We start from the raw sequence: 26,473 nt of genomic DNA, 5'->3' as shown, positions 1-26,473 counted from the left end.
CTCTCCCTCAATGAAAACCATGCAAGTACTAGACCTGCATGATCTCCCCTTCTTTCACTGCAACGACCTTATCCATCTCCGCGATGGTTTCGTCCGTCAGCTTCTGCACTTTTTCAGACAGAACGCGGCCATCATCCTGACTGATGAGGCTGTCCTTCTCCAGCTTTTTCAGCGTGTCCATACCGTCACGACGAACATGACGGGCAGCGATACGACCCTGCTCAGCATACTGGTGCGCGATCTTGACCAGTTCCTTGCGGCGCTGTTCGTTCAATTCCGGCAGCGGAATGCGCAGCGTCGTGCCATCGGTGATAGGATTGAGACCGAGGCCGGAATCGCGAATTGCGCGCTCCACAGCGCCCACCATGCTCTTGTCCCAGACGGAAACCGAAAGCATACGCGATTCGGGAACAGTGATATTGGCAACCTGATTGATCGGCATGGTCGAGCCATAGGCCTCGATCACGATCGGCTCCAGCAAGCTTGCTGAAGCGCGGCCCGTGCGTAGACCGTTAAGGTCGTGCTTCAAAGAGTTGATAGCGCCTTCCATGCGGCGTTTCAGGTCGTTGATGTCGAAAGCATCACTCATGCATTTTCTCCTTCGATACGCAGCAAAGGTCGATCAATTATCGGAAACGATCGTGCAGCGTCCCTTGCCTTGCAGAATTTCGGCCAAGCCGCCGTTTTCATGGATGGAATAGACTATTATCGGAATGTTGTTCTCACGCGCAAGGGCAACAGCGGCTGTATCCATGACTGCAAGCCCGCGATCGAGAACTTCTTTGTGGGTCAAACTGTCAAAACGCGTCGCGTTCGGATCCTTCTTCGGGTCGGCAGAATAGATTCCGTCAACCTGCGTGCCCTTCAAAAGCGCATCCGCTTCAATTTCCGCAGCACGAAGAGCTGCTGCCGAATCCGTCGTGAAGAAAGGATTTCCGGTGCCACCAGCAAAGATCACGACCTTGCCCTCATCCATGTAAGCCGTAGCCTGTCTCTGCGAGAAGCTCTCACAGATTTCAGGCATGGCTATGGCCGAGAGCACGACAGAATCGACGCCGATCTTGTGCAGGGAAGTACGCAGCGCCAGCGAATTGATGACCGTGGCCAACATACCCATGTGATCGCCTGTGACGCGGTCTCCGCCCTTGGAGGCCACAGCAACCCCACGGAAAATATTACCGCCGCCGATCACGACGCCAACTTCAACACCAAGCGACCGTGCCTGCTTGATATCGCTTGCAATACGGTCTGCAACGGAAACATCAATGCCAAAGCCCTGACTGCCCATCAATGCCTCGCCCGAGGCTTTCAAAAGGACGCGTTTGTAGGCGGGCTTACCGGACATTGGATGCTCTCCGCAGATTGTGATCAAGTGGTTGTGTTTGGGTTCCGATACACGAAGGGCACCGCGTTGTCACGCGATGCCCTTCATAATCAAAAGCCTTTTCAGGCAATCAGCGCATTCCGAAAAGTGGAAACCGGTTTTCGGAACAAAATGCGCTGAAAAAACGGAGCCACTTAGCCCTTGGCAGCAGCAGCTACTTCAGCAGCAAAGTCGGTTTCTTCCTTCTCGATGCCTTCGCCGAGAGCAACACGGACAAAGCCGGTGATCTTGGCCGGTGCACCGATGGTCTTTTCAGCTTCCTTGAGGGCAGTTGCAACCGTCAGGTCAGGATTGATGACGAAAGCCTGCGAAAGAAGAACAACTTCTTCGTAGAACTTGCGCATACGGCCTTCGATCATCTTTTCGATGATGTTGTCCGGCTTGCCGGATTCACGGGCCTGCTCGATGAAAATCGCCTTTTCGCGCTCGGCAGCAGCCGGGTCAACGTCCTCGGCGGTGAGAGCCAGCGGGTTGATTGCAGCAACGTGCATGGCAACCTGACGACCAAATGCATTTGCAGCTTCTGCATCGCCAGCGGTTTCGATTGCTACGAGAACGCCGAGCTTGCCGAGGCCATCAGCAACGCCGTTGTGAATGTAGGTCGCGACAACGCCCTGCGGGACGGTCAGCGCAGCCGAACGGCGGAAGCCAATGTTTTCACCGATGGTGGCAACAGCGTCCTTTGCCGTTTCGGTAACGGTCTTGCCGTCAACGTTGGCGTTGGCCACAGCTTCGGTCGAACCGTCGGTCGACAGAGCAGCCTGGGCGATCTTGCGGACCAGATCCTGGAAAGCATCGTTGCGGGCAACGAAGTCGGTCTCGGAATTGACTTCAACGACAACAGCCTTGTTGCCGGAAGCTGCAACGCCAACCAGACCTTCGGCAGCCGTACGGCCAGCCTTCTTGTCAGCCTTTGCAATGCCCTTGGCACGCAGCCAGTCAACGGCAGCTTCGATATCGCCATTGGTTTCAGCAAGTGCTGTCTTGCAGTCCATCATGCCGGCGCCGGTGAGGTCGCGGAGTTCTTTGACGAGAGATGCGGAAATGCTCATGATATCGCCTTTCATGAAAGCGAAGGCACACCGGATGGGTGTGCCAACTTTTAACCGGCGCTTGGTTTCTGGATCGCGATCACCCTGAGCATTGCACTTCAGGAATCACAATCCCGCACCGGGATGAAACGAGATTATCCACCCGCCCTATCGCAGATATGACGGATGGATGAAATCATACGCTGATTAAGCGCCTTCAGCCGGAGCTTCGAGGGCTGGCTCAACCGGAGCTTCAGCCTGCGCGCCGACGTCGATGCCCATTGCGCCCTGCTGACGAGCAATGCCGTCGAGAGCAGCGCGAGCAATCAGATCGCAATAGAGAGCGATAGCGCGTGCAGCGTCGTCGTTACCCGGAATCGGGTAGTCGATCTGGTCTGGATCGCAGTTCGAGTCGATCACTGCGACAACCGGGATACCAAGACGCTTGGCTTCCTGAATAGCAATCGCTTCCTTGTTGGTGTCGATGATGAACATCAGGTCCGGAACCGAACCCATGTCCTTGATGCCACCGAGGGCGCGGTCAAGCTTTTCACGCTCACGCTCAAGGTTCAGGCGTTCCTTCTTGGTGAAGCCCTGAGCTTCGCCAGCCAGAAGTTCGTCGAGCTTGCGCAGACGCTGGATCGAGTTGGAGATCGTCTTCCAGTTGGTCATCATGCCGCCGAGCCAGCGTGCATTGACATAATACTGTGCCGAACGGTTGGCAGCATCGGCAATGATGTCCGAAGCCTGACGCTTCGTGCCGACGAACAGAACGCGACCGCCACGAGCAACCGTGTCCGAAACGATCTTCAGCGCATTGTGCAGCAGAGGAACGGTCTGGGACAGATCGAGAATGTGGATGTTGTTACGGTCACCATAGATGTATGGTGCCATTTTCGGGTTCCAGCGATGGGTCTGGTGGCCGAAGTGAACACCAGCTTCCAGAAGCTGGCGCATGCTGAAATCAGGCAATGCCATCTTTATTTTCCTTTTCCGGTTTAACCTCCACGGGCTGAGGCGATTTCTCGCCACCGGAGGTTTTTGCCGGATTTCTCCCGACAAAAGCCCAATCCCGTGTGTGGAATAGGCGCGCTGTTAACTGATCACGCCGTAAATTGCAAGTCGTCTACACAATATAGCATTGAACAGGCGAACAAACACGCCAATCGGCGTGCTTATTTGCAGGTTGCGGTCTGTTTTGCCGCGTCATAGACATCAAGCTTCACAAGCTTCCCGCGCATGGAGAAATCTCCATAGTCCATAGTGAGGTCACGGGTGATGCCATTGCGATAGAGCTTGAAATTAATGCGGTAGATCGGCAGGCCGTCCTGCTTTTCCTTGTCATCGAAATAGGCAATCGTCACCGGCCAGACCTGATCCTTGGAAAATTTACCCATGACCTTGGTCTCGTCATCCGGCAGAGACTGCTCCTTGCCGACGACAACGGTGGTAGCAACCACCCGGTCGGCATCTTCGGACGCGTCGAAAAGCGACGTCTGGTAAAATTTCTGCCCGGCTTCCGCCTTGCCGATCAGCTCTTCCATATGTCCGGTCGGAAATTGCGTTCCCTTGAGGTCAAGCTTGTTTTCCTTCGGCTTGTTCAGTTCAACGACTGTCTTGCCGCCCTCGAGTTTCGCGTCACCACGCACTTCTTTGACCAGTTCCTTGTCCACGAAGGTCTTGTTGACGAAACGGAAGTTCTTTCCGTCTGCGCCTTCGAAAGTCGTCGTCTGCTGGTCGGTCACACGCTGCGGCTGTTCTTCCATATCGATCCGCGTCACGAAACGGAAATTGGTGGTGTAGCCTTCACACGCAGATCCGTTGAACTCGTAGACCATACGACCGGTCAAACCACTGATCCCCGATTTTTCATCGGAACGATCCAGGGTCAGATCATAGACTGCGCGATGTGGAACCAACGTTACTGTCGAGGCCGCATGAGCGACGCCAGCGAATCCGGCCCATACACAAGCAGCCGTTCCACTCGCCGCAACCGCACTCTTGAAAAAACGCATACATGAATCTCCCGATGAGTTGACGAGCATGATAAAAAAACTCGTGGCGGAAGCGAGGCAAAAAAAGCACCCTTCCCAAAAGCTTCACCGATTCTGCCTATAGGTAGATCGCGAAGTACCTTTGCAAGCAAGGATTAATACAATGACCGACACGATCGACAGCCGCCTCAAAAATCTGGGTATATCTATCCCGGAGGCCGCAGCACCCGCCGCAAACTACGTTCCTTTTGCGCAAAGCGGTTCTCTGCTTCTCACATCTGGCCAGCTTCCGCTGGAAGGCGGCAAGCTTGTGCACACGGGGCAGATTGGTGATGAGCTGACGGTTGCGCACGGACAAGCGGCTGCACGCGCCTGTGCTGTCAACATCCTTGCCCAGGCAAAGGCTGCTCTTGGTGACCTTGGCCGCATCAAGCGGATTGTGAAGATTACCGCCTTCGTGGCTTCCACACCTGATTTCGTGGAACAGCACCTTGTGGCCAATGGCGCCTCCGATCTCCTCGTGGCGGTTCTCGGCGACGCTGGCAAACATGCCCGCTCGGCTGTTGGTGTTGCGAGCCTACCCCTCAATGCACCTGTTGAAATAGAAGCGATCATCGAGGTTGCCTGACATGACTTCCATCGACTGGATCAAGAAGCGTCCTGTTGCTCATCGCGGATTGCACGATCTCAATAAAGAGCGCTGGGAAAACACTCTTTCAGCGTTCGAGGCAGCAGCAAAAGCGGGTTTCGCTATCGAATGCGATGTGCATCTCACAAGTGACGGCGGCGTAGTCGTCTTTCACGACGATGAACTGAAGCGCCTTGCTGGTCGCGAAGGCTACATCAGCGATCTGACACTGAAGGAAGCCACCGCACTGAAGATTGGCGGCACCGCCGATCATGTGCCGACGCTTCGTCAAATGCTTGATCTGGTCGATGGTCGCGTTCCCCTCGTTATCGAGCTGAAGGGTATCGAAGGTAAAGATGACGGTCTGGTTGCCGCCGTTGCCAAAGAACTGGCGTCCTATAAGGGCGAAGCCGCGATCATGTCTTTCGATCACCACCTGATCCGCCGTTTTGCGGCAGATGCACCGGGAATTCCTGGCGGTCTAACAGCCGAAGGTACACGCAGGGAAGACTATGAAAGACATTTCTCCATGCTGGCGCATGGCATCTCCTTCGTCTCCTATAATGTGCATCACCTGCCCAACCCGTTCGTCACCTTCGTTCGGGAGAAATTGCAAATGCCTGTGATCAGCTGGACAGTGAGGGATCGGGAAATGCAGAAACATAGCGATCTCAATGTCGACCAGATCACGTTCGAGGGCTTTGATCCACGCGCCCTCGTGGCTTGACGACAACACGCCGAACGCCGCAAAATATGTGCGATAACGGCAAAGGAATAGCGGTGAACGACGAAGATCCGCAGAATGAGCAAAGCTTTGTTCTCCGTGTCGTTGAGAATATCAGCGAATTCACGGCAGGCGAATGGAACAGTCTTGTCGGGGCTTCCCGGCAGGACGCGCATTACAATCCCTTCATTACTCGCAACTTCCTGCTGGCTCTGGAAGAATCAGGCTCGGTTTCACGAAAAGCGGGCTGGCTTCCGCGCCATTTGCGCCTTGAAGATGATCAGGGCCACCTCATCGGAGCCGTGCCGAACTATCTCAAGGGGCATAGTCAGGGAGAATATGTCTTCGACCATGGATGGGCTGATGCTTTCGAGCGCGCCGGTGGTCGATACTATCCAAAATTTCAGGCCGCAGTGCCGTTTACACCGGCTACCGGTCCGCGCCTCCTCAATCACATCGCCTATGAAAGCGAAACCGTTCGACTGGCGCTGGCTGGCGGACTGCGGGAACTGGCTGATCAATCCGGCGTCTCATCAGCGCATGTCACATTTGCACTACCAGGTGAGATCATCGCGCTTGAGCGCGCAGGGTTTCTTCATCGCAAGGATCAGCAGTTTCACTTTAAAAACAATGGCTTTAAAAGCTACGATGATTTTCTGAATGAGCTGGTATCTCGGAAACGCAAGGCGTTAAAGAAAGAACGACGTGAAGCCTTGTCGGATGGTATCGAAATCGACTGGTTGACCGGCAGCGACCTCACGGAATCCGTCTGGGACGACTTCTTCGCGTTTTATACGGATACCGGTAGCCGCAAATGGGGACGGCCCTATCTGAACAGGCAGTTCTTTTCGCGGATCGGCGAAACCATGGCGGAAGACATTCTGCTCGTCATGGCCAAACGCAACGGACATTACATTGCCGGCGCGATCAACTTCATCGGTGGTGATACACTTTTCGGCCGTCATTGGGGCTGCATCGAAGATCACCCATACCTGCATTTCGAGGTTTGCTATCATCAGGCGATCGATTTTGCGATTGATCGAAAGCTCAGCGTCGTGGAAGCCGGAGCACAGGGCGAGCACAAAATCGCCCGCGGTTATGTGCCGGTAACAACCCATTCAGCGCATTATATTGTCCATGAAGGCTTTCGGAATGCCGTACGCGACTATCTCGATCATGAACGTCGCGAAGTCGAACAAATTCAGGACGCCCTGGAAGAACACTCGCCATTCAGGGATGCGTCCTGATTGTTTGTTTTGACGCGCATCTCATCCGAAAGCCGCTTCACACCTTTCGGGATGCGCTCGCTCTATCCACCTTGCCTAACGCGACTTGATACGGTCTGATCCTGTCAAACATTTTCGCATTGGAGAGAATCGCATGTCCGCCACCTATGACGACAACAATATCTTCGCCAAAATTCTGCGCGGCGAAATCCCGTCCACCCGTGTTTACGAAACCGATGACGTCGTTGCTTTCATGGATGTGATGCCGCAAGGCACGGGCCACACGCTGGTTGTGCCAAAGACTGCTTCCCGCAATCTGCTCGATGCCAAGCCGGAAACCCTCGCGAATGTTGTTCAAGTGGTGCAGAAAATCGCGCAGGCAGTGAAGAAGGCATTCAATGCCGATGGCGTAACCGTCATGCAGTTCAACGAACCGGCATCCGGCCAGACCGTCTATCATCTGCACTTTCATGTGATCCCGCGCTTTGAAGGCGTGGCGCTCAAGCCCCATACCGGACAGATGGAAGACGCAGCGGTTCTTTCCGCAAACGCTGAAAAGATTCGTGCAGCGCTCTGATAAGACTCACACTTTCAAAGTGTAAGCAGGCCGATTACCAGCAGGATTTCCGCAACGAGCACGCCGACGAGCAATCGCTTACCGGTAGTGAGAAAGGCGGCAAATCCTGCCGCAGCGGAACCAGCGCGGAGCCAGAGCGGCGAATTGGCCAGTTCTCCATTAGGATAGAGAATAAGCTGCGCGATAACGCCTGCAACCAGCGCAGTTGCGACGCAGCGCACGAAAACGAGAACTTCTGAATCCTCCCGCACGCGCCCACCAACCAGCACCCCCATCAGCCGAAACAGATAGGTTGGAAGCGCTCCAGCCAGGAGGATAAATAGAAACGGCCACCACCAGGTCGAAAAGCTGTCCCAGTTCATTCAGTTGCCCCCACCGATACGCGGCGCATCCGGTGAAAACCAAATGCTATCAGCCCACCGAGAACCCCCGTGATCAGCAGGTCATATCCAGGAGCCAGATGATGAAATATGGGGAACAGAACGATCCCGGAAATCATTGCGACCTGCCCTGCCCTTTCTCTGGCTGAACGCCAGAGCGACGTCAGAAAATACATCGGCGTCAGCATGAAAAGTGCCGCGAAAACAATTGGCGGAAAAGACGTCGATAACGAATAGACGATAGCAACGACAATTGCATTGGTTCCCACCAGAACCATACCGATCCCCGCAAAATAGCTCGTCCGCATATCACGCGGGATCTTGCGCAGCTCCTCCATGGCCATGACCCAGGCGGTGACGGCAACGAAATGACACAGAGCAGCGAGCGTCAGTTTTCGCGTTTTCGGTCCCTGCAACTCGGGAAGCAGCGCGACCACCATTGGCATCAAACGCACGGACGAAAGTCCCACTGCGAGAGCCGCGGCAGGCAAAGCCACACCTGCACTGATCGCTCCGATCAGAACGACCTTTGCCGGAAGCGCCCAGATGGTCAGAGTCATAAAGACGGCTTGAACAACGGTGATGCCGCTTTCAATTGCCAGTCCCGCAAAACCGATAAACGAACTCATCAACAATAGAGCTGGAATACTGCCAATGCGTGTGCAGCCGCGCAAGAACCATCGCAGGTGACGATGGTCTTCTGAATTTTGCTCAGGATAATCGGAATGAATCGGTGGCATGGAGTCACGTTAGAGCAAGGTCCGAGCAAGTTGCACCCGGTTTTTACCACTCAGATCGGAAAACCTCAGTTTTCCTTCACACCAGCCTCATGCTCACAACAAAACGGCCCTCAGAGAGGGCCGTTTCGCTTGCTTGTTACTTCTTACGTGGCACTTTCGGCACCGAAGATTTGGCCGCCGAGGACTTCGGGGAAGATTTCGGCGCCGGTTCGGCCTTGCCCGCCAGCACCTTCTCCTTCTCTGCCTTCTTCGGCGCAGCCTTCTTGCGTTGCAGCTGCTTCTTCTCAGCCGGAATATCCTTCTTCGGACTTACCGGCTTATCAGCCACGCTTTCCAGCGAAAGATCGGTCTTGCCGTCCGGTTTCGTCACGACGTCCACACGGACTGTGCCACCATGCTTGAGTTTTCCGAAGAGCACCTCATCAGCCAATGGCTTCTTGATGTGTTCCTGGATAACCCGGGCAAGCGGACGTGCGCCCATGCGCTCGTCGTAACCCTTGTCAGCAAGCCAGGCGATTGCGCCTTCGGTCAGTTCAAAGGTCACGCCGCGCTCAGCAAGCTGTGCTTCAAGCTGAAGCACAAACTTCTGCACAACCTGATGAATGACCGGAACCGGCAACGGACCGAACGGAATGATCGCATCCAGTCGGTTACGGAACTCAGGCGTGAACAAGCGGTTGATCGCTTCCATGTCATCGCCTTCGCGACGCGTGGAACCGAAGCCGATTGCTGCCTTCGCCATATCCGATGCACCGGCATTGGTGGTCATGATCAGGATCACATTGCGGAAGTCGATCTTCTTGCCGTTGTGATCGGTCAGCGAGCCATGATCCATTACCTGCAACAAGATGTTGAACAGATCGGGGTGTGCCTTCTCGATCTCATCAAGCAGCAGCACGCAATGCGGATGCTGATCGACGCCATCGGTCAGGAGTCCGCCCTGATCGAAGCCAACATAGCCGGGAGGCGCACCGATGAGCCGCGATACGGTGTGACGTTCCATATATTCCGACATATCGAAACGCAGGAGTTCCACGCCCAACGAACTTGCCAGCTGTTTGGCGACTTCCGTCTTGCCGACGCCGGTCGGGCCGGAGAACAGGTAAGAGCCGATTGGCTTGTCCGGTTCGCGCAATCCCGCACGGGCGAGCTTGATCGACGCTGACAGCGCTTCGATGGCCAGATCCTGACCGTAAACGACACGCTTCAGTTCAGCATCCAGATGCGAGAGAACCTGCTCATCATCCTTCGATACCGACTTCGGCGGAATACGGGCCATCGTTGCGATTGTCGCTTCGATTTCCTTCACACCGATGGTCTTCTTGCGCTTGTTCTCAGGCAGCAGCATCTGGCTGGCACCTGTTTCGTCAATCACATCAATTGCCTTGTCTGGCAATTTGCGATCCGAAATATAACGCGCAGAAAGTTCCACTGCCGTCTTGATGGCATCGACCGTGTACTTGACCTTATGGAAATCCTCGAAATAGGGCTTCAGCCCCTTCATGATTTCAATCGCATCCGGGATCGAAGGCTCATTGACATCGATCTTCTGGAAGCGACGCACCAAGGCACGGTCTTTCTCGAAGAACTGACGATATTCCTTATAGGTCGTCGATCCGATGCAGCGGATAGCACCCGATGAAAGCGCCGGCTTCAACAGGTTCGATGCATCCATCGCGCCGCCCGAAGTGGCGCCAGCCCCGATGACTGTATGAATCTCGTCGATGAACAGAACCGCACCCGGATACTCTTCGAGCTCCTTGACGACCTGCTTCAGACGCTCTTCGAAGTCACCGCGATAGCGGGTGCCAGCCAGAAGTGTGCCCATGTCGAGCGAGAATATCGTCGCATCGGCAAGCGCTTCAGGCACCTGTCCTTCAACGATCCGCTTGGCAAGACCTTCGGCAATCGCAGTCTTGCCGACGCCGGGATCACCCACATAAAGCGGGTTGTTCTTCGAACGACGGCAGAGTACCTGAATGGTGCGGCTGATTTCGCTGTCACGACCGATCAGCGGATCGATACGCCCGGCCTTGGCTTTCTCATTCAGATTGACGCAATAGGCAGACAGGGCGTCCTGCTTCTTCTTGGCGCTTTCTTCCTGTTCTGTGCTGGTGCGTTCTTCACTTGCGCTCTCTGCGCCGCGCGGCGGGCGAGTTTCGCTGTTCTGCGGGCGCTTGGAGATGCCATGCGAAATATAGTTCACGGCATCATAACGTGTCATCTGCTGCTCCTGGAGGAAATAGGCAGCATGACTTTCCCGTTCCGCAAAAATGGCAACCAGCACGTTGGCACCGGTTACTTCCTCACGGTTCGAGGATTGCACATGAATGACCGCGCGCTGAATGACGCGCTGGAAAGCGGCAGTTGGCTTGGAATCTTCGTCATAACCCGTGACGAGATTATCAAGTTCGCGATCAATATAGTCGGTAACGATACGTTTGAGATGCTCAAGGTCGACGCTGCAGGCACGCATCACTGCGCCCGCATCCTGATCGTCGATCAAGGCAAGCAAAAGATGTTCGAGCGTCGCATATTCGTGATGCCGCTCGTTTGCAATTGTGAGGGCTTGATGCAGGGCCCTTTCAAGGCTTGGGGAGAACGATGGCATATGACCTCACTTTTTCTCCATCACGCATTGCAGCGGATGCTGGTTTTGGCGGGCGAAATCCATGACCTGGCTAACTTTGGTTTCGGCGACTTCGTATGTAAATACGCCGCACTCGCCGACCCCGTGATTGTGAACATGCAGCATGATGCGCGTGGCATCATCCTGGTTCTTCTGGAAAAACCGCTGCAGGACATGAACGACGAACTCCATGGGTGTGTAGTCGTCATTGAGGAGCAGGACACGATAGAGGCTGGGCTTCTTGGTTTTCGGCTGTGTACGCGTAACTACAACGGTGCCGTTTTCCGGACCATTTCCGCCGTCAGTCTTGCTTTGCATGACTATATCGAGATGCCTCATGAAACCTATTACCCGGATGCCCATCTGCCTGACCCAACTTGCCCTATTATGTAGGTCGTCATGTGGTGATTTTAAGCCCTTCATTGGCACTTGCAACCGGGACTTATTGCAATAACGAGGCTTGACACAGTTATATGATGTCGTCCGAACGATAGGTCATGACAAAACAGCTCTATGTAAAATAGCCGGAGCACTTCGCTGCCAAATAATATAGGTACTAATAATTGGACCTAATAAACTCGACCCTATAAAAAGCGGAACACAAATTGCGGTTTCACGAATACGAAAAAAGTACTAATTTTCTCACATAATCAAAACATTAATAAATGCATTAGGGCTACTAACAGAACATACTTTTTAAAACCCGCTCATTTCTAGAGGCTGCCTCTCCCCTTCCACCCAAACAAGGCAGCAGCAAAACTAAACTCGCGCAAGCGGGTTTTTTTTGTGTTGTGACACCACTGCCTTCCCCTGATACGAACACCGCATTTCATTGACACATCTGCGTGAACGTTCGCAACGCACCGGGCCTGAACGGACTGTCAGCGTTACGGCTTCCTCAAAATTTTTCCGAAATTTATGAACAACACGGTTACCATAAACGGATTGGTAACGCTGATGGCAGTAGGATCACCGAATTAGACGCTGTGTGCCTTTTGTGTCGCAGTTCAAAAAATCCGGGATACAGGTAGGTCATCATCGTGCGTACCGCATTTAGTAAAGTCGCATATGCCTTGAAAAGAGCGGCGCAAGCCACCCTTCTTCTTGCAGTTGTAACGGGGTGTTCGACAGCTTCGACAACGATACCGGCGATAGCGGCTAGCGATAGATATGCAGCGATCGTGATCGATGCGAACACCGGCAAAACGCTGTTTGCCTCGAATGCGGATGCACAGCGCTATCCAGCTTCCCTCACCAAAATGATGACTCTGTATATGCTTTTCGAGGCAATGCAGGCAGGACGCATGAACAAGGACACGCGTATCCCGGTGTCCGCCTATGCCGCCGCACGTCCGCCCACGAAAATCGGCTTCCGTTCGGGGCAAAGCATTCGTGCTGAAGATGCAGCGCTGGCCATGATCACAAAGTCGGCCAATGACGTGGCAACTGCCGTCGGCGAATATATCGGCGGCTCCGAAGAGCGCTTTGCGCAGATGATGACAGCAAAGGCTCGTCGTCTTGGCATGCGTAACACGACGTTCCGTAACGCATCGGGTCTGCCGAACATGGCGCAGCATACGACTGCACGCGACATGGCGATTCTCAGCATCGCACTTCGCCAGCATTTCCCGAACGAATTCTCCTATTTCTCCCGCCGCAGCTTCGTTTTCCGCGGACAGACCATCAACGGTCACAACCGTTTACTCGGTCGCGTTGAAGGCGTGGACGGCATCAAGACCGGCTACACCAATGCATCCGGTTACAATCTGGCCTCTTCAGTCAGTCTGGATGGCCGCAGGCTCGTAGCGGTGGTCATGGGCGGCAATACCGGTGCAAGCCGCGACGCCCATATGACTCAGCTCATCCGCAAATATCTTCCTATGGCAACGCGTAGCCGTAACGCTGCACCGCTCGTCGCCATGCGCAACGATGCACCGCAGGTCGTTGCTTCGATCGATCTTCCCAAGGCCAAGAATGCCCCTGTTCCTGTAACCCGTCAGGTTGCAGCCGTGGACGACATCATCAACAACGAAAGTGGTGAAGGCGATAGCGACCAGCCTCAGGTTCTGGCACTTGCAGCACCGACCGCGCGTCCTGCTGCGCTGGCCGCACAGGCTGCGATCCGCCCCACACCGAAGGCCGCCGTCCCGTCTGCACAGGCTCAGGAAGTCGATCCGGTCACCACGGCATCCGCCCCTGCTGCCGGTGGCTGGGCTATCCAGATCGGCTCCCTCCCGAGCGAAGGTCAGGCACGGGACATGCTTGCCAAGGCTTCTGCCACGGCAGGTGGCACGCTGCGTGCGGCGTCGCCCTATACCGAGACCTTCAACAAGGGTAGCGCAACTTTCTACCGCGCCCGCTTTGTTGGCTTCTCCTCCAAGCAGGCTGCTTGGGATGCCTGCGCCTCGCTGAAGAAGAAAAACTTCGGCTGCTATGCAGTCGCGAACTAATCGATTGCGAGGGGTTCTGCCCCCTCGTTGCCAGCTTCAAACCCGAATTTGTAGTGCGTAGAGGGTTTCGAGATGTCAAATATGAGAGAAACTTTCGGCCAGCCGCCGTTCAAAACAGCCGACTGGACACAGGATGAAGGCAAGACTTCAGCCTTCGGTGCATTGTTCTCGGTGCAAGGCCTCAAGCAGGCTGCCCTGCGAATTGCCGATGTAAGGCGAGGCACCGGCTTTCAGACTAAAGATCTGGTCGGGCTGCTCGTCTCTCATGCAGCACGTAACAAGCGGTTGGTTCAACCACGGGCTTCCATGCGGATGACCCTGCCGGTGAATTTCGACCGAGTTTCTGTGCGCCTGACGATAGAAAACTGAATGAACACCAGATGAAATGTAAAAGGGCCTGCCGGTTAACCGGCAGGCCCTTTTACATGAGTGTATCAATCTTCAAAGCAATCCCAGAGCCGCCAGCTCCTGGCGCAATTCTGCAGGCAAGGCAGCCCTGCCCGCTTTACCCGCGGCTTCATCACGCGGGACTTCATTTTCAGCCAGATAGCGCCAACCCTGAAAAGCGCGGCGTGGCTGCCACTCGGTCGGAATGACCTTGGGTTCGAGAACAAGGTGACAGCGATTGATACCCTGCTCATCCGTAAATGGACGAACATCCAGCAGGCGCTGACGGCATTGGACGTTGCCCTTGATAACCCAGTAGAGCGAGCCACCTTCCAGCAGCTCATCGATCCGTTTCGGAACCATTCTCGTTGTGTGAAACTGTTCCGGCACCAAACCGGCCGCACGCTGTTCAGCGAGACGGAAATCGATCCAAGCCGCGAGATCTTCGATACTGTCGCAGCCGACACAAAGTTTGACGAGATTGAGAGCCATAGGGGTGATTTAGCCAAGACGAATGCGCGCTTCAAGCCTGAAGCATCGCATTCCGCCCAGAATTGCGAATCAACAGGCGACCACGTTGACGGCGAGACCACCCTGACTGGTTTCCTTGTAACGCTCGCTCATATCGTGACCGGTCTGGCGCATTGTCTCGATACAAGCGTCGAGAGGTACAAAATGCTTGCCGTCGCCCTTGACAGCAAGTGACGCTGCGGTCACCGCCTTCACCGCACCAAGCGCGTTACGTTCAATGCACGGCACCTGCACAAGTCCGGCAACCGGGTCGCAGGTCATGCCAAGATGGTGTTCGAGCGCAATTTCAGCAGCATTTTCAATTTGCTCAGGCGATCCGCCAAGCACAGCGGCAAGACCCGCTGCTGCCATTGCCGATGCTGATCCTACTTCGCCCTGACAACCAACTTCCGCGCCAGAAATCGATGCGTTGTGCTTGATGACACCACCAATTGCGGCAGACGTCAGGAGAAAATCGCGAATGCCTTTCTCATCGGCATCATCATGAAAATGCAGATAATAGCGCAGAACCGCCGGTACAACGCCTGCAGCACCATTTGTCGGTGCGGTGACTACCCGGCCGCCGGACGCGTTTTCTTCATTGACCGCCATCGCGTAAACCGAAAGCCAGTCATTTGCCAGAAGCGGGTTACTGCGATTATTGCGCCAGTCATCCTGAAGCTTATCATGAAGCTGTCGCGCACGACGACGGACATTCAGGCCGCCCGGCATGACACCGTCTCGGCTCAGTCCACGCTCGATACAGCCACGCATGGCCCCCCAAATACGATCGAGACCATTATCCAGATCACTGCGTGCCATATGCTTTTCTTCATTGGCCCGCTTCATTTCGGCGATCGACAGCCCGCTGTCATGGGCCATCTCAAGCATCTCAGCGGCACTACGGAACGGAAACGGCACATCAGCCTTATCGTCCTGCTTTGCACCGCTACGCTGAACGCGGCTCAGCTCTTCTTCCGTCACCACAAAGCCGCCACCGATGGAAAAGTATGCCCGACGCAAGAGAAGATTGTCATCGGCATCGAATGCAGAGAAAGCCATGCCGTTGGCGTGCCCCGGCAAAGGAGTCTTCCGATCCAGTACGAGATCGACCTTCGGATCAAAATGATAGGCCGGATGCCCATCGGGTTTCACCTTCTTCTCGGCGAACACCTTCTCAACTTCAACGTCCATAATGTCGGGATCAATCGTATCCGGCAGATGACCGCAGAGCCCCAGAATGACGGCTCGATCCGTCGCATGCCCGACGCCGGTATATGCAAGAGAGCCGTGCAGGCTCGCTTTCAACCGGTGGATTTTCGAATGCGCAGGTCGTGGCCAGTTTCCGCCTATAATTTCATTGAGAAACATGCGCGCAGCCGTCATCGGGCCCATCGTATGCGAACTGGAAGGCCCAATGCCAATCTTGTAAAGATCGAAAACCGACAGAAACATTCCACACCTTCTGCAGCCGTCATAAAGGCTGATTGATTCCTGATCGCAGCGTCGCCCGCGATTTGCCTGATCGTCCATTCTAGACAAAAATCGGCAAAAAGTCGCTAACGCAGAAACCGCGTATCTCTATCAGATAGTGTAGGAAAGGATCAACGCAAACGGAATGCCGAAATGCGGCATCAAATTTCCGGAATACGTAACGCCGCCTGACTTCTAGAGCATTTCCTGTTTTGTTTGATTCATTGGAAATGCTCTATCCGTTTGTTTTCACGCATGTCTTTATCCCGAAACCGGTTCCCACTTTCGGGAGACATGCTCTAGACGGAGAACAAATAGGCCATGAGGATGACAGCAGCGAGACCAACGACTGCCCAGAGCGTAACGCCCCAGCAGGATTTTTGAACGGTTTCGTCCATGGAGATTTTGGCAACCTTGTTGTGCAACTCTTTTACACAGCGTCCTTCACAACGCTGTTACCAATCATATAGCTTCGTGAACAACGGAACGCAACGGCGAAAAGCGACTGAATTGTGGCGATGAATTTTCAGGATTGAACATACGCTTCATGAAAGCTTTCTTTATCAATCAGTTACCAATAGATAACCTTAACAAAAGCTTTAAAGTGACGGCAGAAATGCGGCATCAGGGTTGAGGTAGAAGCATATCTGTCTTGCCCGCCAACCAGTAAGCGGCAAGTCCTACCCACTCACGCATGGCCACGCTGAACCGCGAAAGCGCTTCATTCGGGGATTCGAGATAAAGGGCAAAACGCTCGCTGGCGCGCGTCTTGTAGTCTACCGGCCAGGCGACAATATCGAAATCCGCCTTGCGAAAGCAGCCAACGGATCGCGGCATATGATATGCGGAAGTCACCAGAAGCCACGTTTCGCCGGGCTTGGGCTGGGCCAGTTCTTTCGAGAAAATTGCATTCTCAACCGTGTTCCGAGACTTGTTTTCATAGATGTAACGTTCGCCGGAAAAGCCGAGATCTACCAGCATCTGCCGCGTGCTATCTGCCTCTTTGACGGATTCTTCGAAAAAGGCTCCATCACCTCCGGAAACAATAACCCTGGCGTCTGGATATAATCTCGCCAGCCGCATCGCTTCGAAAATGCGGTCGGCCGCGCTATTCAACTCGAAACCTTTGCGCCCGGCATTGATGTCGCCATTCATATAGCCGCCAAGAACAACAATCCCATCCACATGTTGTGGCATTGCATCCGGTTTCGGGAAACGATCTTCCAGCGGGGCAAGCAGAACAGAACCCAGTGTGGTGAAAGCCGCAAAAAACAGAATGGCGATAGACAACCCCAGCACACTCATACTGAGCCGTCGAGAACCTCGCCACATGGCCAGAAAAGCAATCAGGACAAGAACGAGAATTATCATAACAGGTTGGAAAAACAGCCAGAAAATCTTCGACAGACTAAAAAACAATCAAGCTCTCCAATATCCAGCCCTCGTTCCGTGCCCATGCCAGCACGAATCCGTGTGCGACCGCATACTATAGTGTTGCAAAAGCCTGTGTTAGAGATTTGCCGGGAATCGAAAAACGCCGGATAGCGCTATCCAGCCGGAAGGAACCATGTCTAACATCACGCCTCAGGATATTGCACCTTCGTCCCGTATTCGTCTCGGGCGCATCGATATTGCGCGTGGGATCGCGCTGATCGCCATGGCGATCTACCACTTTGGCTGGGATCTTGAGTTTTTCGGCTATATGGCGCCTGCCACAACTGCCCATGGGGGCTGGAAGCTTTTCGCCCGCTGTATTGCCTCAAGCTTCCTGTTTCTGGTCGGCTTCAGCCTCGTTCTGGCGCATGGCAACGGGATTCGCTGGAAATCAATGGCGAAACGTCTGGCACAGATCGTTATCGCTGCGGCCGCGATTTCAGCAGTCACATGGTATATGTCGCCGGACAGTTTCATCTTCTTCGGCATCCTTCACCAGATCGCTCTGGCAAGTGTGCTCGGTCTTCTTTTCCTGCGCCTGCCCGCCTTTGCAATATTGATCATTGCAGCGTTGGTCATCAGCGCCCCGCTTTACGCAAGCGCCGATATTTTCAACAATCCCGCGCTCAGCTGGGTCGGCCTTTCGACCGTGGCGCCGCGTTCGAACGATTATGTGCCGCTGTTTCCTTGGTTCGGAGCTGTCCTTATCGGCATGGCGGCGGCGCGCATGTTTCAGCGTTTTGGATGGCTTCAGCTCTTGGCTGGCGGGATCAAACCCCAGTTGCTTGAAAAGCCGCTGACATTTATCGGCAGGCATAGTCTGGCTTTTTATCTCATTCATCAGCCAGTTCTGATCGCGCTAGTTTATGTTTTCTCGCAACTGATGCCTCCGGCACAGCCAACACCGCGAGAAGCTTTCACGCAATCCTGTGTTGCTGCATGCCTGCAAAACGGAAGCGAACAGCTATGCCAGCAGTTCTGCGGCTGCGTCGTGACGGAACTGGATAAAGCGAAACTGTTCGATGATGTCTTCAGCGGCAAGATCGATCAGGAGAACAACAGCACGGTCCAGGATATTGCACAAATGTGCTCACCGGTGCCCGATACCCGGTAAAACAGATCAGGTATTGACGCCCAGTTCGGCAAGACGCTCGATGCAGGATTCCTCGATCTGGTCGAGTTCGCCGAGTGTCTCCTCAATGTCGCGTCGCTTCTGGCGAAGATCGGCGCGTTTTTCCTCAACGCGCTTCATGAGCAGCTTCAGCTGCCCCGTCTCGCCGGGCGGCTCACGATACATCTGGATGATTTCGTGGATTTCGGCGATCGAAAAACCAAGCCGCTTGCCACGCAGAATCTGCTTCAGAAGATGACGGTCGGCGGGACGGAACAGTCGTGTGCGGCCACGTCTCACAGGAGCGATCAGGCCTTCATCTTCGTAGAAGCGCAAAGTACGGGTTGAAATACCGAACTCGCGCGTCAACTCTGTGATCGTATAATATTCGCGCACCACAACATTCCTGCCTTATATCAAGCGGACCAGCCTCTAAACCGAATTGAGTTCAGAGGCTAAGTTGTGCTCCCCCATTTACGTAAAAGTCAACATTAAACCGATGCGAACTAAAATACATCTAGCTACAATTTGGCCGAAAACCGGAATAATCAATTTCACTTACCGCCACAAACGGTGAAGGCTTTTCCAAAGGGTATTGAGCTGAAACCCCTTAATTTCCGCTGATTTCCCATGGATTGCGACTTGCCATCATATTGCCGCTCATGCGTTATGAACTTGCGGAAACCAGTTACAAATGGCGATTCATGCGGCGCTCTATAAAATTTACCTTGATCGGACTTGTCGTCATCGCTGTGATAGGCGCGGCCCCATTTGCCGTCGAACCAATTGTCGTGAAGATCGGAGAAGGTTCGATTCGTCAGCTCGCCAGAGACGGTAATTTCTGTCAGACAGAGCAATGCGACGAAGGCATGAATTACGCGCTTGGCTTTCTCGAAACCAATTATGCCCTGTCGCCTCACGACGTTAAATGGTGTATGGGCGTCGATGTCATTTCCCATTATGAGTTGCCATTCGGTAACGCATTGAAAAAGTCAATAACCGACCGAATGTACCAACGTTGTGGCGATCCGAAGCAAGATGAACCACCCGGCGATCATACGGATGAATAAAGGCGCTCTTCATGAAGCGATTTTTGCGCATTGGCGCCTGGATGATACTTCTGGCCATCCTTGCAGTTACGATCAGCCCGATTAAATTCCGCCCCGTGACAGGTGAGCCCGTCGATCTAGAGCGGTTTGCGGCTTTCTTTCTGGTCGGAGCCTTGTTCGCCCTCGCCTATCCTCGCCACTGGATGGGTGTTCTTCTGCTGACAGTCGGCTGCGCCGCACTTTTCGAACTGATGCAACGTTTGGCACCTGGGCGTCACGGCGAGTTCATAGACTTTGTTTTCAAGGCGGCCGGAGCCATATTTGGCATTGCTGTTGGCTATGGCCTCAGCCTTATGCGCCCTTTCCGGCAAGAAGGCTGATCAGGCAGCGGGAATAGCCTTCAGTCTGTCGCCTGCCGTTTCACGCATGAATTCCAGATGGATCGAACGTAGCAATGCGGCCAGATCGTCATTGGCAGCAGCAAATCGGCCGCCCCCGACAGCCTCACACATGAGTGCTGATATTTCCGCAGCGCCCATACGCTTTCGCCCGGCAGCAACCGCCCGCCAGGCCTCGATGGCAACAATCAAGGGCGCATGCGTGGCATCGCTCAATCCGGAAGAGCGAAGAAGCGCAGCAAGGGCAGCAGGACGTCCGCCCGAAATAATCGCACAAATCCGCCTATCATCGAGATCGGAAAGTGCGCCCAGCAAGCTGGCGAAGAAATCTATACGGCCTCCGGCAACGGCACGGATAACAAAACTGGTCGTGATTTCACCGCGCAGACGCAGATGTTCGACCAGCGCCGGGAGTTCTTCTTGTGAACAGTTTTCCGCCAGTTGCATTGAGGCACGAGCGGTCGCATCGCCTACAACCTTATCGGCGCGGCGTTGACCCAGAAGCAATTTCACCAGTGGAAGAGATTGGAGAACCTCTCCGACTTTCACTGCGAGTAGATGACGGCATTCAGCCGGAAGATGCGGATGGGCCAGCAAGGCTTCCCGTACGACAGCATCATGTCCGCAGCGCTCGCTGATGCGCCGAAACGAAACGGGGGCGATACGGGCGCAGCTGTTGAAGAGCATTTCAGCAACAGCTTCATTATTCCCGACTTCGGCGATTGCCGCCGCGACTGCGAATGAAACATGCGGGCGCGCGGCAATCAAAACCTGCATCGATGGAGCGCTATAGGCCACACGATCAATCAGATCAGCGTCGCTAAGAAGCTTTGAGCGTGCAAGGATATATCCCGCCACCTCAGGTTGATCGGCTGCAAGCGCCGTTACGATATGCAAAGGCGAATGCACGCTGGTCGAAAGCACATCTGCAATAGCCATGCGAACTTTCGGGGAAGGATCATCAAGCAAAAGCGTCAATGCGGCTTCTGCATGTGCACGAACATGATCAGACTGAAGCTGGTCAATACATTGCCGGGCCAACTGAGCAGTGCGGACAACGCGCGCAGCTACCGGCTCGCAGCCACCGACAAACGTATCTTTTTCGATATACATTCTGGCCCCGCTCCAGATCGTTCTTGTATTCGAAAATGATAAATTAAAATGGTTTACGAGCGGTTTACCATGTTTGTTAACCGCATTGTCGCAGCATGGAACCGAACGCGTTTTCACTCGTTTTATCGTCATCAATTCAACGGAGACTTCAAATGGCCGACGAAAAGATCACGAACGACATCCAGCAGGCTCTCGAAAAGCAGATTGCCGATATGCGCACTGAACTGAAGCGCCTTTCAAAGTCGCTGGCGTCACATTCTGGCGAGCTGAGAGAACGCGCGGAGGAAGTCATGGATGATGCGTCCGGTCGTTTCCGTCATGCCGCGCAGGCCGTGCGTGAACGCGGTCAGGTCGTTGCCGAAACGGTTCGCGAAAACCCAGGCACAGCCACGACCCTTTTCGGAACTGCCGGAATTATCGGTATTCTCATCGGTGTTGCCATCGGGTGCGCCATTTCTGATCGCCGCTGAACAGCAAGAACAGCCTGATACTTATGCCCGCGCTCAATGCGCGGGCTTTTGTTTGCACTCTTTACGAGACGGTTGTGGTCTGCTAGCTCCCGGTCATTGGCAGTTTGCCACCGGTCGCAGCCTACCCGGTCAAAACAAGGATGAGCGCAATCAAGCGCTGCAAGACTGCGACGTGGCTTGAAACAAAGGCACGCAAATGTCTGAAAAGACGATATATTCCGATCTCAAGCAGCTCGGATCCAACGCTTCGATCCCACAAAATCCGGAAGATGCCATCCTTGAAAGGGTCGCAAATCCGCAAGCGGGAACGCCTTACTGTGTGCGCTTCACCGCACCTGAATTCACCTCGCTATGCCCAATGACGGGACAGCCAGACTTTGCGCATCTGGTCATCGACTATGTTCCCGGCCAGTGGCTGGTGGAAAGCAAATCTCTGAAACTGTTCCTGTTTTCCTTCCGCAATCACGGTGCATTTCACGAAGATTGCACGGTAACCATCGGCAAGCGCCTCGTCGAGCTGCTGGAGCCGGAATGGCTCAGGATCGGCGGCTACTGGTATCCACGTGGCGGTATACCCATCGACGTTTTCTTTCAGACCGGAGCGGCGCCGCAGAACGTCTGGATACCGGAACAAGGCGTGCCCAACTATCGTGGTAGAGGCTAGAGCATCTCCAGCAAAAGTGCGAAGCAGTTTTGCGTAGGATAATGCGAAAACAAAGAGATCGAGCGGTTCCAGTGAACCCGTTTTAACTGGAACCGCTCCAGTTAATCGGAGTCGCTGTTGCGACTGAAGATCACGATCCCTATTATAGAAGCAGACCACATGGCCCCTGAAAGGACCCCCATGAAAAACTTCGCTATTCTGATTTCTCTGGCCGTTCTTGCCGGATGCGGGGGAGCTGGTAAGGCGGCCATGGATACAGGCAAGAGTTTTGATCGATTCGCCTGCATGTCGCGCAATTTCAAGGGCGAACCGCCCTGCCCGCAGCCGGAAGCTACAAACCAGAAGGCACAGTAAAACCAGAAAGGAGGCCTGTCATGGCTATCGAACCCAAGGACGTTCTCGATTTCTGGTTCTCGCCGAAGATGCGAGAGAACTGGTTCAGCAAAAGTGATGAGATCGACGCGGAAATTCGTGAGAAATTTCTGACGGCTTACGAAGATGCTCGCGCCGACAAGCTGGAACACTGGAAACAACAGCCCGAAAGTGCGCTTGCGCTCACCATTCTGTTCGACCAGTTTCCGCGCAATATGTTCCGTGGTTCACCGCGTTCTTTTGAAAGTGACGGGCTGGCCCGAGATGTGGCGGCGCAGGCGCTCGATCACGATTTCGACCGCAAACTATCGCCCGAACAACGCCAGTTCTTCTATCTGCCATTCATGCATAGTGAGCATCTGAGCGACCAGAAGCGCTGCGTCGATCTTTATGAAAGGCTCGGCGACGAGTTCTCGCTCGGTTTCGCCCGCCAGCATCACGATATCATCGAACGCTTTGGACGCTTTCCCCATCGCAATAAGGTGCTTGGTCGCGATACCACCCACGAGGAAACCGAGTTCCTCAAGGAACATACAGGCTTCTGAAATTCAGAGCGCATCCCGAAAAGTGTGAAACGGTTTTCGGGATGCGCGTTAAACAAATATCTAGAGCAGCCGATAAGGCAATATTCCGCGGCGGTCGTGATCGACCGCCAATCTGCTTTTAAGCGGCGGAACGGCGCGCTGCACACATTCAGCGCGTTCACAGATACGGCAGGAAACGCCAATCGGATCGAAGGCAGAGCGCACTGCGATGTCGAGCCCATCCGCATAGACAAAATCCTGCGCGTAGGCCACCTCACAGCCAAGGGCGATAGCGTAGCGCCGCTGAGGTGCATTGAATCCCCCCTCGCTCTTGGTCAGTTCTGTCGCAATGCAAAGATAGCGCGCACCATCCGGCGTTTCGGCAAGCTGCCGAATGATCCGTCCCGGCGTCTCGAATGCCTGATGCACATTCCATAGCGGACACGCAGCACCATAGCGCGCAAATTGCAGCTTGGCAGCGCTGTGTCGCTTCGTAATGTTTCCGGCCCTGTCTATGCGAGCAAAAAACACCGGTACGCCCCGATGGCCGGAACGCTGCAAGGTGCTAAGCCGATGCGCAACCTGTTCCAGACTTGCCCCGAAACGCGATGCCAACAGCTCCAGATCATGGCGCAGCTCCTTGGCTGCTGAAAGGAATGTCTGATAGGGCAGCATCAGCGCCCCGGCGAAATAATTGCGCAAGCCGATCTTACAAATTTCAACAGCCTCGGCAGAGCGAAAATCCGCTCGTCCAGCAATCGTGCTCACCAGTTCTTCCATTTCCAGTTCGGCGATCTGGAACGCAATCTGAAAATTGCGGGTCGAAGCGGGTGAATAAGGATTGAGATAAAGCACCCGTGCTGCAGGATCGAACCGACGCAGGACTGCCTCCTCCGGCCCGGCCCGCGCAATGTGCACACGGTGGTGCTCCGCCATATATTGCGGCAAGGCTACACCGATGTCCCGACCCGGAATATTTAGCTCCGCTGCCAGCTTTTCTGCGGCAATATCAATCTCATGTACATAATTGTCGATAAAATGGAAAAAGTCGCGAACTTCTTCATAAGGCGCAGGCTCCGCAGTAGACGGAGCGCGACCCAGCTGATTATCCAGACTTGCGAGCTGTTCGCTGTTGCGGCGATAGGCCTGATGGCAGGCAATCAGCGCATGAGCCAGCCCCGGCGCATTTTGCGTAATGAGCTTCAGTTCCTGCAGGTTCGGCTTGTAATTGTCGAAAACGGGGTCAGCCAGTGCCTCGGAAACAGCTGAAAGCAATCGATCATCATCACCCAGTGAAATGGCGCCTATATCGATCTGGTAGTTTTCAGCCAGCGCGAGCAAAACGGCTGCGGAAACAGGCCGCTGATTATTCTCGATCTGATTGAGATAACTCGTTGAAATACCGAGGCGTTCAGCAAAGCCCGACTGGGTTGCCTTATGTTGCTCGCGTATTTCGCGTATCTTTCTGCCGATATAAAGTTTTCTCGGTGCCATTTTCGCAAATTCGCATTTCGCTATTTGCAAATTTATATCTTACACAATCGCACCTTTTCAAGCTTTTCCAGAACGCCTTCGGATTTTAAGCAGGAAGGAGAAAAAGACTATGTTTTCAGTTTCATAACTCGCCTTCCAAAGGCCACCCAAAAGTGGGGACTTTATGCAGGAACTTCTTGAGCAACTCGAAGCCCGCCGTACGGAAGCCCGCCTTGGCGGTGGTCAGCGCCGTATCGATGCCCAGCATGGCAAAGGCAAGCTTACTGCCCGCGAAAGGATCGAAGTGCTTCTCGACGAAGGATCGTTTGAGGAGTTCGATATGTATGTCACGCATCGCTGCACCGACTTCGGCATGGAAAAGCAGAAGGTCGCTGGCGACGGCGTCGTGACGGGCTGGGGCACGATCAACGGCCGGCAGGTCTACGTGTTCAGCCAGGATTTTACCGTTCTGGGCGGCTCATTGTCCGAAACCCATGCGCAGAAAATCTGCAAGATCATGGATATGGCCATGAAGAACGGCGCGCCGGTAATCGGCCTCAACGATTCCGGTGGTGCGCGCATTCAGGAAGGCGTCGCGTCACTCGCGGGCTATGCCGACGTGTTCAAGCGCAATGTCGATGCGTCTGGTGTGGTACCGCAAATCTCAGTCATTATGGGCCCTTGCGCAGGCGGTGCAGTCTATTCGCCAGCCATGACCGACTTCATCTTCATGGTGCGTGACAGCTCATATATGTTCGTGACGGGTCCCGACGTGGTGAAAACCGTCACCAACGAAATTGTCACCGCGGAGGAACTGGGCGGTGCCTCGACCCACACCAGAAAGTCATCGGTCGCCGATGGCGCTTATGAGAACGATATTGAAGCGCTGGAACAGGTCCGCATTCTGTTCGACTTCCTGCCGCTCAACAATCGCGAGAAGCCGCCAGTGCGCCCGGTATTCGATGATCCGGCCCGGCTCGAAATGCGGCTCGACACACTGATTCCAGATAGCGCCACCAAGCCCTACGATATGAAGGAGCTTATCCACGCACTGGCCGACGAAAGCGATTTCTTCGAAATTCAGGAATCTTTTGCGAAGAACATCATTACCGGCTTCATCCGTATGGATGGTCAGACTATCGGTGTCGTTGCAAACCAGCCCATGGTGCTTGCCGGTTGCCTCGATATCGATTCATCGCGCAAGGCTGCCCGGTTCGTTCGCTTTTGCGACGCCTTCAATATCCCGATCCTTACCCTTGTGGATGTTCCGGGCTTCCTGCCCGGCACGGCGCAAGAATATGGCGGCGTCATCAAGCACGGCGCAAAACTGCTCTTCGCTTATAGCCAGGCAACTGTTCCCATGGTCACGCTCATCACCCGCAAGGCCTATGGTGGCGCATATGATGTGATGGCCTCAAAACATATCGGCGCAGATATCAACTACGCCTGGCCGACGGCGGAAATCGCCGTGATGGGCGCCAAGGGCGCAACGGAAATTCTCTACCGTTCGGAGCTGGGCGACCCTGAAAAGATCGCCGCGCGCACGAAGGAATATGAAGCGCGTTTTGCCAATCCGTTCGTGGCTGCGGAGCGCGGCTTCATCGACGAGGTGATCATGCCGCATTCCTCGCGCCGCCGCATTGCACGCGCTTTTGCCAGCCTGCGCAACAAGCAGCAGAGCACGCCTTGGAAAAAGCACGACACCATTCCGCTGTGATCCGGTTCAGTTGAG

Annotated in this window: 29 protein-coding genes; 14 read left to right on the top strand and 15 right to left on the bottom strand. The window is 54.4% G+C overall.

All coding sequences use genetic code 11. The features are described 5' to 3' along the window. Positions 1–28: 28 nt before the first annotated feature. The 5 genes from frr to eipB form a co-directional block, all read right to left on the bottom strand. A complete protein-coding gene (gene frr, locus FG152_RS21060; protein ID WP_010659979.1) occupies positions 29–589 on the bottom strand; it encodes a ribosome recycling factor in 561 nt (186 codons plus the stop codon). 33 nt (positions 590–622) lie between these two features. Further along, on the bottom strand, positions 623–1,345 hold the full coding sequence (pyrH, locus tag FG152_RS21055) for a UMP kinase (RefSeq protein ID WP_029924670.1): 723 nt from the start codon (positions 1,343–1,345) through the stop codon (positions 623–625). Between the two features lie 173 nt (positions 1,346–1,518). Then, positions 1,519–2,436, bottom strand: coding sequence for a translation elongation factor Ts (tsf, locus tag FG152_RS21050; RefSeq protein ID WP_029924668.1), 918 nt, complete (start codon positions 2,434–2,436; stop codon positions 1,519–1,521). 186 nt (positions 2,437–2,622) lie between these two features. Then, the gene (gene rpsB, locus FG152_RS21045; protein WP_010659976.1) at positions 2,623–3,393 is read right to left on the bottom strand and encodes a 30S ribosomal protein S2; all 771 of its coding nucleotides are present in this window, start codon (positions 3,391–3,393) and stop codon (positions 2,623–2,625) included. A 197-nt stretch (positions 3,394–3,590) separates the two neighbouring features. After that, positions 3,591–4,430, bottom strand: coding sequence for a cell envelope integrity protein EipB (gene eipB, locus FG152_RS21040; protein ID WP_498988191.1), 840 nt, complete (start codon positions 4,428–4,430; stop codon positions 3,591–3,593). Positions 4,431–4,572: 142 nt separating this feature from the next. On the opposite strand from eipB, the gene FG152_RS21035 reads away from it, so the two are divergent. From FG152_RS21035 to FG152_RS21020, 4 genes are all read left to right on the top strand, one after another. Continuing rightward, the gene (locus FG152_RS21035) at positions 4,573–5,037 is read left to right on the top strand and encodes a RidA family protein (RefSeq protein WP_006471616.1); all 465 of its coding nucleotides are present in this window, start codon (positions 4,573–4,575) and stop codon (positions 5,035–5,037) included. Position 5,038: 1 nt separating this feature from the next. Further along, positions 5,039–5,764 carry a glycerophosphodiester phosphodiesterase gene (locus FG152_RS21030; RefSeq protein ID WP_029924665.1) on the top strand — a complete coding sequence of 242 codons (726 nt, stop codon included), beginning with the start codon at positions 5,039–5,041 and terminating at the stop codon, positions 5,762–5,764. A gap of 53 nt (positions 5,765–5,817) precedes the next feature. Next, positions 5,818–7,008 carry a GNAT family N-acetyltransferase gene (locus tag FG152_RS21025; RefSeq protein ID WP_029924663.1) on the top strand — a complete coding sequence of 397 codons (1,191 nt, stop codon included), beginning with the start codon at positions 5,818–5,820 and terminating at the stop codon, positions 7,006–7,008. A gap of 133 nt (positions 7,009–7,141) precedes the next feature. Further along, positions 7,142–7,564, top strand: coding sequence for an HIT family protein (locus tag FG152_RS21020; protein ID WP_029924661.1), 423 nt, complete (start codon positions 7,142–7,144; stop codon positions 7,562–7,564). Positions 7,565–7,578: 14 nt separating this feature from the next. Here FG152_RS21020 and FG152_RS21015 read toward each other — a convergent pair whose 3' ends face one another. The 4 genes from FG152_RS21015 to clpS form a co-directional block, all read right to left on the bottom strand. Next, on the bottom strand, positions 7,579–7,926 hold the full coding sequence (locus tag FG152_RS21015) for an AzlD domain-containing protein (protein WP_029924658.1): 348 nt from the start codon (positions 7,924–7,926) through the stop codon (positions 7,579–7,581). Continuing rightward, on the bottom strand, positions 7,923–8,573 hold the full coding sequence (locus FG152_RS21010; protein WP_235817397.1) for an AzlC family ABC transporter permease: 651 nt from the start codon (positions 8,571–8,573) through the stop codon (positions 7,923–7,925). The genes FG152_RS21015 and FG152_RS21010 overlap by 4 nt, the downstream gene beginning before the upstream one ends. A gap of 247 nt (positions 8,574–8,820) precedes the next feature. Then, positions 8,821–11,295 carry an ATP-dependent Clp protease ATP-binding subunit ClpA gene (gene clpA, locus FG152_RS21005; protein WP_029924654.1) on the bottom strand — a complete coding sequence of 825 codons (2,475 nt, stop codon included), beginning with the start codon at positions 11,293–11,295 and terminating at the stop codon, positions 8,821–8,823. Positions 11,296–11,301: 6 nt separating this feature from the next. Beyond that, a complete protein-coding gene (clpS, locus tag FG152_RS21000; RefSeq protein ID WP_061346484.1) occupies positions 11,302–11,631 on the bottom strand; it encodes an ATP-dependent Clp protease adapter ClpS in 330 nt (109 codons plus the stop codon). Between the two features lie 722 nt (positions 11,632–12,353). On the opposite strand from clpS, the gene FG152_RS20995 reads away from it, so the two are divergent. Continuing rightward, on the top strand, positions 12,354–13,763 hold the full coding sequence (locus FG152_RS20995) for a D-alanyl-D-alanine carboxypeptidase family protein (protein WP_012091945.1): 1,410 nt from the start codon (positions 12,354–12,356) through the stop codon (positions 13,761–13,763). Positions 13,764–13,835: 72 nt separating this feature from the next. Continuing rightward, complete coding sequence (locus FG152_RS20990; RefSeq protein WP_010659966.1) at positions 13,836–14,132, top strand: hypothetical protein; 297 nt, start codon at positions 13,836–13,838, stop codon at positions 14,130–14,132. A 72-nt stretch (positions 14,133–14,204) separates the two neighbouring features. Here the strand turns inward: FG152_RS20990 and FG152_RS20985 are convergent, their stop codons facing one another. The 3 genes from FG152_RS20985 to FG152_RS20975 all read right to left on the bottom strand — a co-directional run bounded on the left by FG152_RS20985 (position 14,205) and on the right by FG152_RS20975 (position 17,552). After that, the gene (locus tag FG152_RS20985; RefSeq protein WP_010659965.1) at positions 14,205–14,642 is read right to left on the bottom strand and encodes a DUF1489 family protein; all 438 of its coding nucleotides are present in this window, start codon (positions 14,640–14,642) and stop codon (positions 14,205–14,207) included. Positions 14,643–14,711: 69 nt separating this feature from the next. After that, complete coding sequence (locus FG152_RS20980; RefSeq protein WP_029924648.1) at positions 14,712–16,115, bottom strand: L-serine ammonia-lyase; 1,404 nt, start codon at positions 16,113–16,115, stop codon at positions 14,712–14,714. Between the two features lie 642 nt (positions 16,116–16,757). Then, positions 16,758–17,552, bottom strand: a complete 795-nt coding sequence (locus FG152_RS20975) for a YdcF family protein (RefSeq protein ID WP_029924646.1) — start codon at positions 17,550–17,552, stop codon at positions 16,758–16,760. Positions 17,553–17,700: 148 nt separating this feature from the next. On the opposite strand from FG152_RS20975, the gene FG152_RS20970 reads away from it, so the two are divergent. Next, on the top strand, positions 17,701–18,681 hold the full coding sequence (locus FG152_RS20970) for a heparan-alpha-glucosaminide N-acetyltransferase (protein WP_029924644.1): 981 nt from the start codon (positions 17,701–17,703) through the stop codon (positions 18,679–18,681). Between the two features lie 6 nt (positions 18,682–18,687). On the opposite strand, the gene FG152_RS20965 is transcribed toward FG152_RS20970, so the two are convergent. Continuing rightward, the gene (locus FG152_RS20965; protein ID WP_010659960.1) at positions 18,688–19,074 is read right to left on the bottom strand and encodes a MerR family transcriptional regulator; all 387 of its coding nucleotides are present in this window, start codon (positions 19,072–19,074) and stop codon (positions 18,688–18,690) included. Between the two features lie 308 nt (positions 19,075–19,382). Between FG152_RS20965 and FG152_RS20960 the strand changes: the two genes are divergently transcribed. Together FG152_RS20960 and FG152_RS20955 are read left to right on the top strand one after the other, a co-directional pair. After that, positions 19,383–19,748: a hypothetical protein gene (locus tag FG152_RS20960; protein WP_029924641.1), complete on the top strand. Its 366-nt coding sequence runs from the start codon at positions 19,383–19,385 to the stop codon at positions 19,746–19,748. Positions 19,749–19,759: 11 nt separating this feature from the next. Beyond that, on the top strand, positions 19,760–20,107 hold the full coding sequence (locus FG152_RS20955) for a VanZ family protein (protein ID WP_010659958.1): 348 nt from the start codon (positions 19,760–19,762) through the stop codon (positions 20,105–20,107). On the opposite strand, the gene FG152_RS20950 is transcribed toward FG152_RS20955, so the two are convergent. Further along, positions 20,108–21,238 carry a DUF2336 domain-containing protein gene (locus FG152_RS20950; protein ID WP_029924638.1) on the bottom strand — a complete coding sequence of 377 codons (1,131 nt, stop codon included), beginning with the start codon at positions 21,236–21,238 and terminating at the stop codon, positions 20,108–20,110. 152 nt (positions 21,239–21,390) lie between these two features. Between FG152_RS20950 and FG152_RS20945 the strand changes: the two genes are divergently transcribed. The 4 genes from FG152_RS20945 (at position 21,391) to FG152_RS20930 (ending at position 23,289) form a co-directional block, all read left to right on the top strand. After that, entirely contained in the window at positions 21,391–21,708 is a 318-nt protein-coding gene (locus FG152_RS20945; protein WP_498988185.1) for an ElaB/YgaM/YqjD family protein, read from the top strand. Between the two features lie 196 nt (positions 21,709–21,904). Next, the gene (queF, locus tag FG152_RS20940; protein WP_012091934.1) at positions 21,905–22,372 is read left to right on the top strand and encodes a preQ(1) synthase; all 468 of its coding nucleotides are present in this window, start codon (positions 21,905–21,907) and stop codon (positions 22,370–22,372) included. A 180-nt stretch (positions 22,373–22,552) separates the two neighbouring features. Further along, positions 22,553–22,726 (top strand): hypothetical protein, encoded by a 174-nt coding sequence (locus FG152_RS20935; RefSeq protein ID WP_010659953.1) that lies wholly within the window; start codon positions 22,553–22,555, stop codon positions 22,724–22,726. A 20-nt stretch (positions 22,727–22,746) separates the two neighbouring features. Continuing rightward, positions 22,747–23,289 carry a DUF924 family protein gene (locus FG152_RS20930; RefSeq protein ID WP_010659952.1) on the top strand — a complete coding sequence of 181 codons (543 nt, stop codon included), beginning with the start codon at positions 22,747–22,749 and terminating at the stop codon, positions 23,287–23,289. 60 nt (positions 23,290–23,349) lie between these two features. Here the strand turns inward: FG152_RS20930 and FG152_RS20925 are convergent, their stop codons facing one another. Further along, positions 23,350–24,762 carry a helix-turn-helix domain-containing protein gene (locus tag FG152_RS20925; RefSeq protein ID WP_010659951.1) on the bottom strand — a complete coding sequence of 471 codons (1,413 nt, stop codon included), beginning with the start codon at positions 24,760–24,762 and terminating at the stop codon, positions 23,350–23,352. A 163-nt stretch (positions 24,763–24,925) separates the two neighbouring features. Between FG152_RS20925 and FG152_RS20920 the strand changes: the two genes are divergently transcribed. Then, on the top strand, positions 24,926–26,458 hold the full coding sequence (locus FG152_RS20920; protein WP_029924635.1) for an acyl-CoA carboxylase subunit beta: 1,533 nt from the start codon (positions 24,926–24,928) through the stop codon (positions 26,456–26,458). Positions 26,459–26,473 lie beyond the last annotated feature (15 nt).

The sequence above is a fragment of the Ochrobactrum sp. XJ1 genome, assembly GCF_024701725.1.
Taxonomy (GTDB): Bacteria; Pseudomonadota; Alphaproteobacteria; order Rhizobiales; family Rhizobiaceae; genus Brucella; species Brucella anthropi.
Note: the sequence above shows the minus strand (reverse complement) of the source record. Positions and strands in the feature narration are given on the sequence as shown.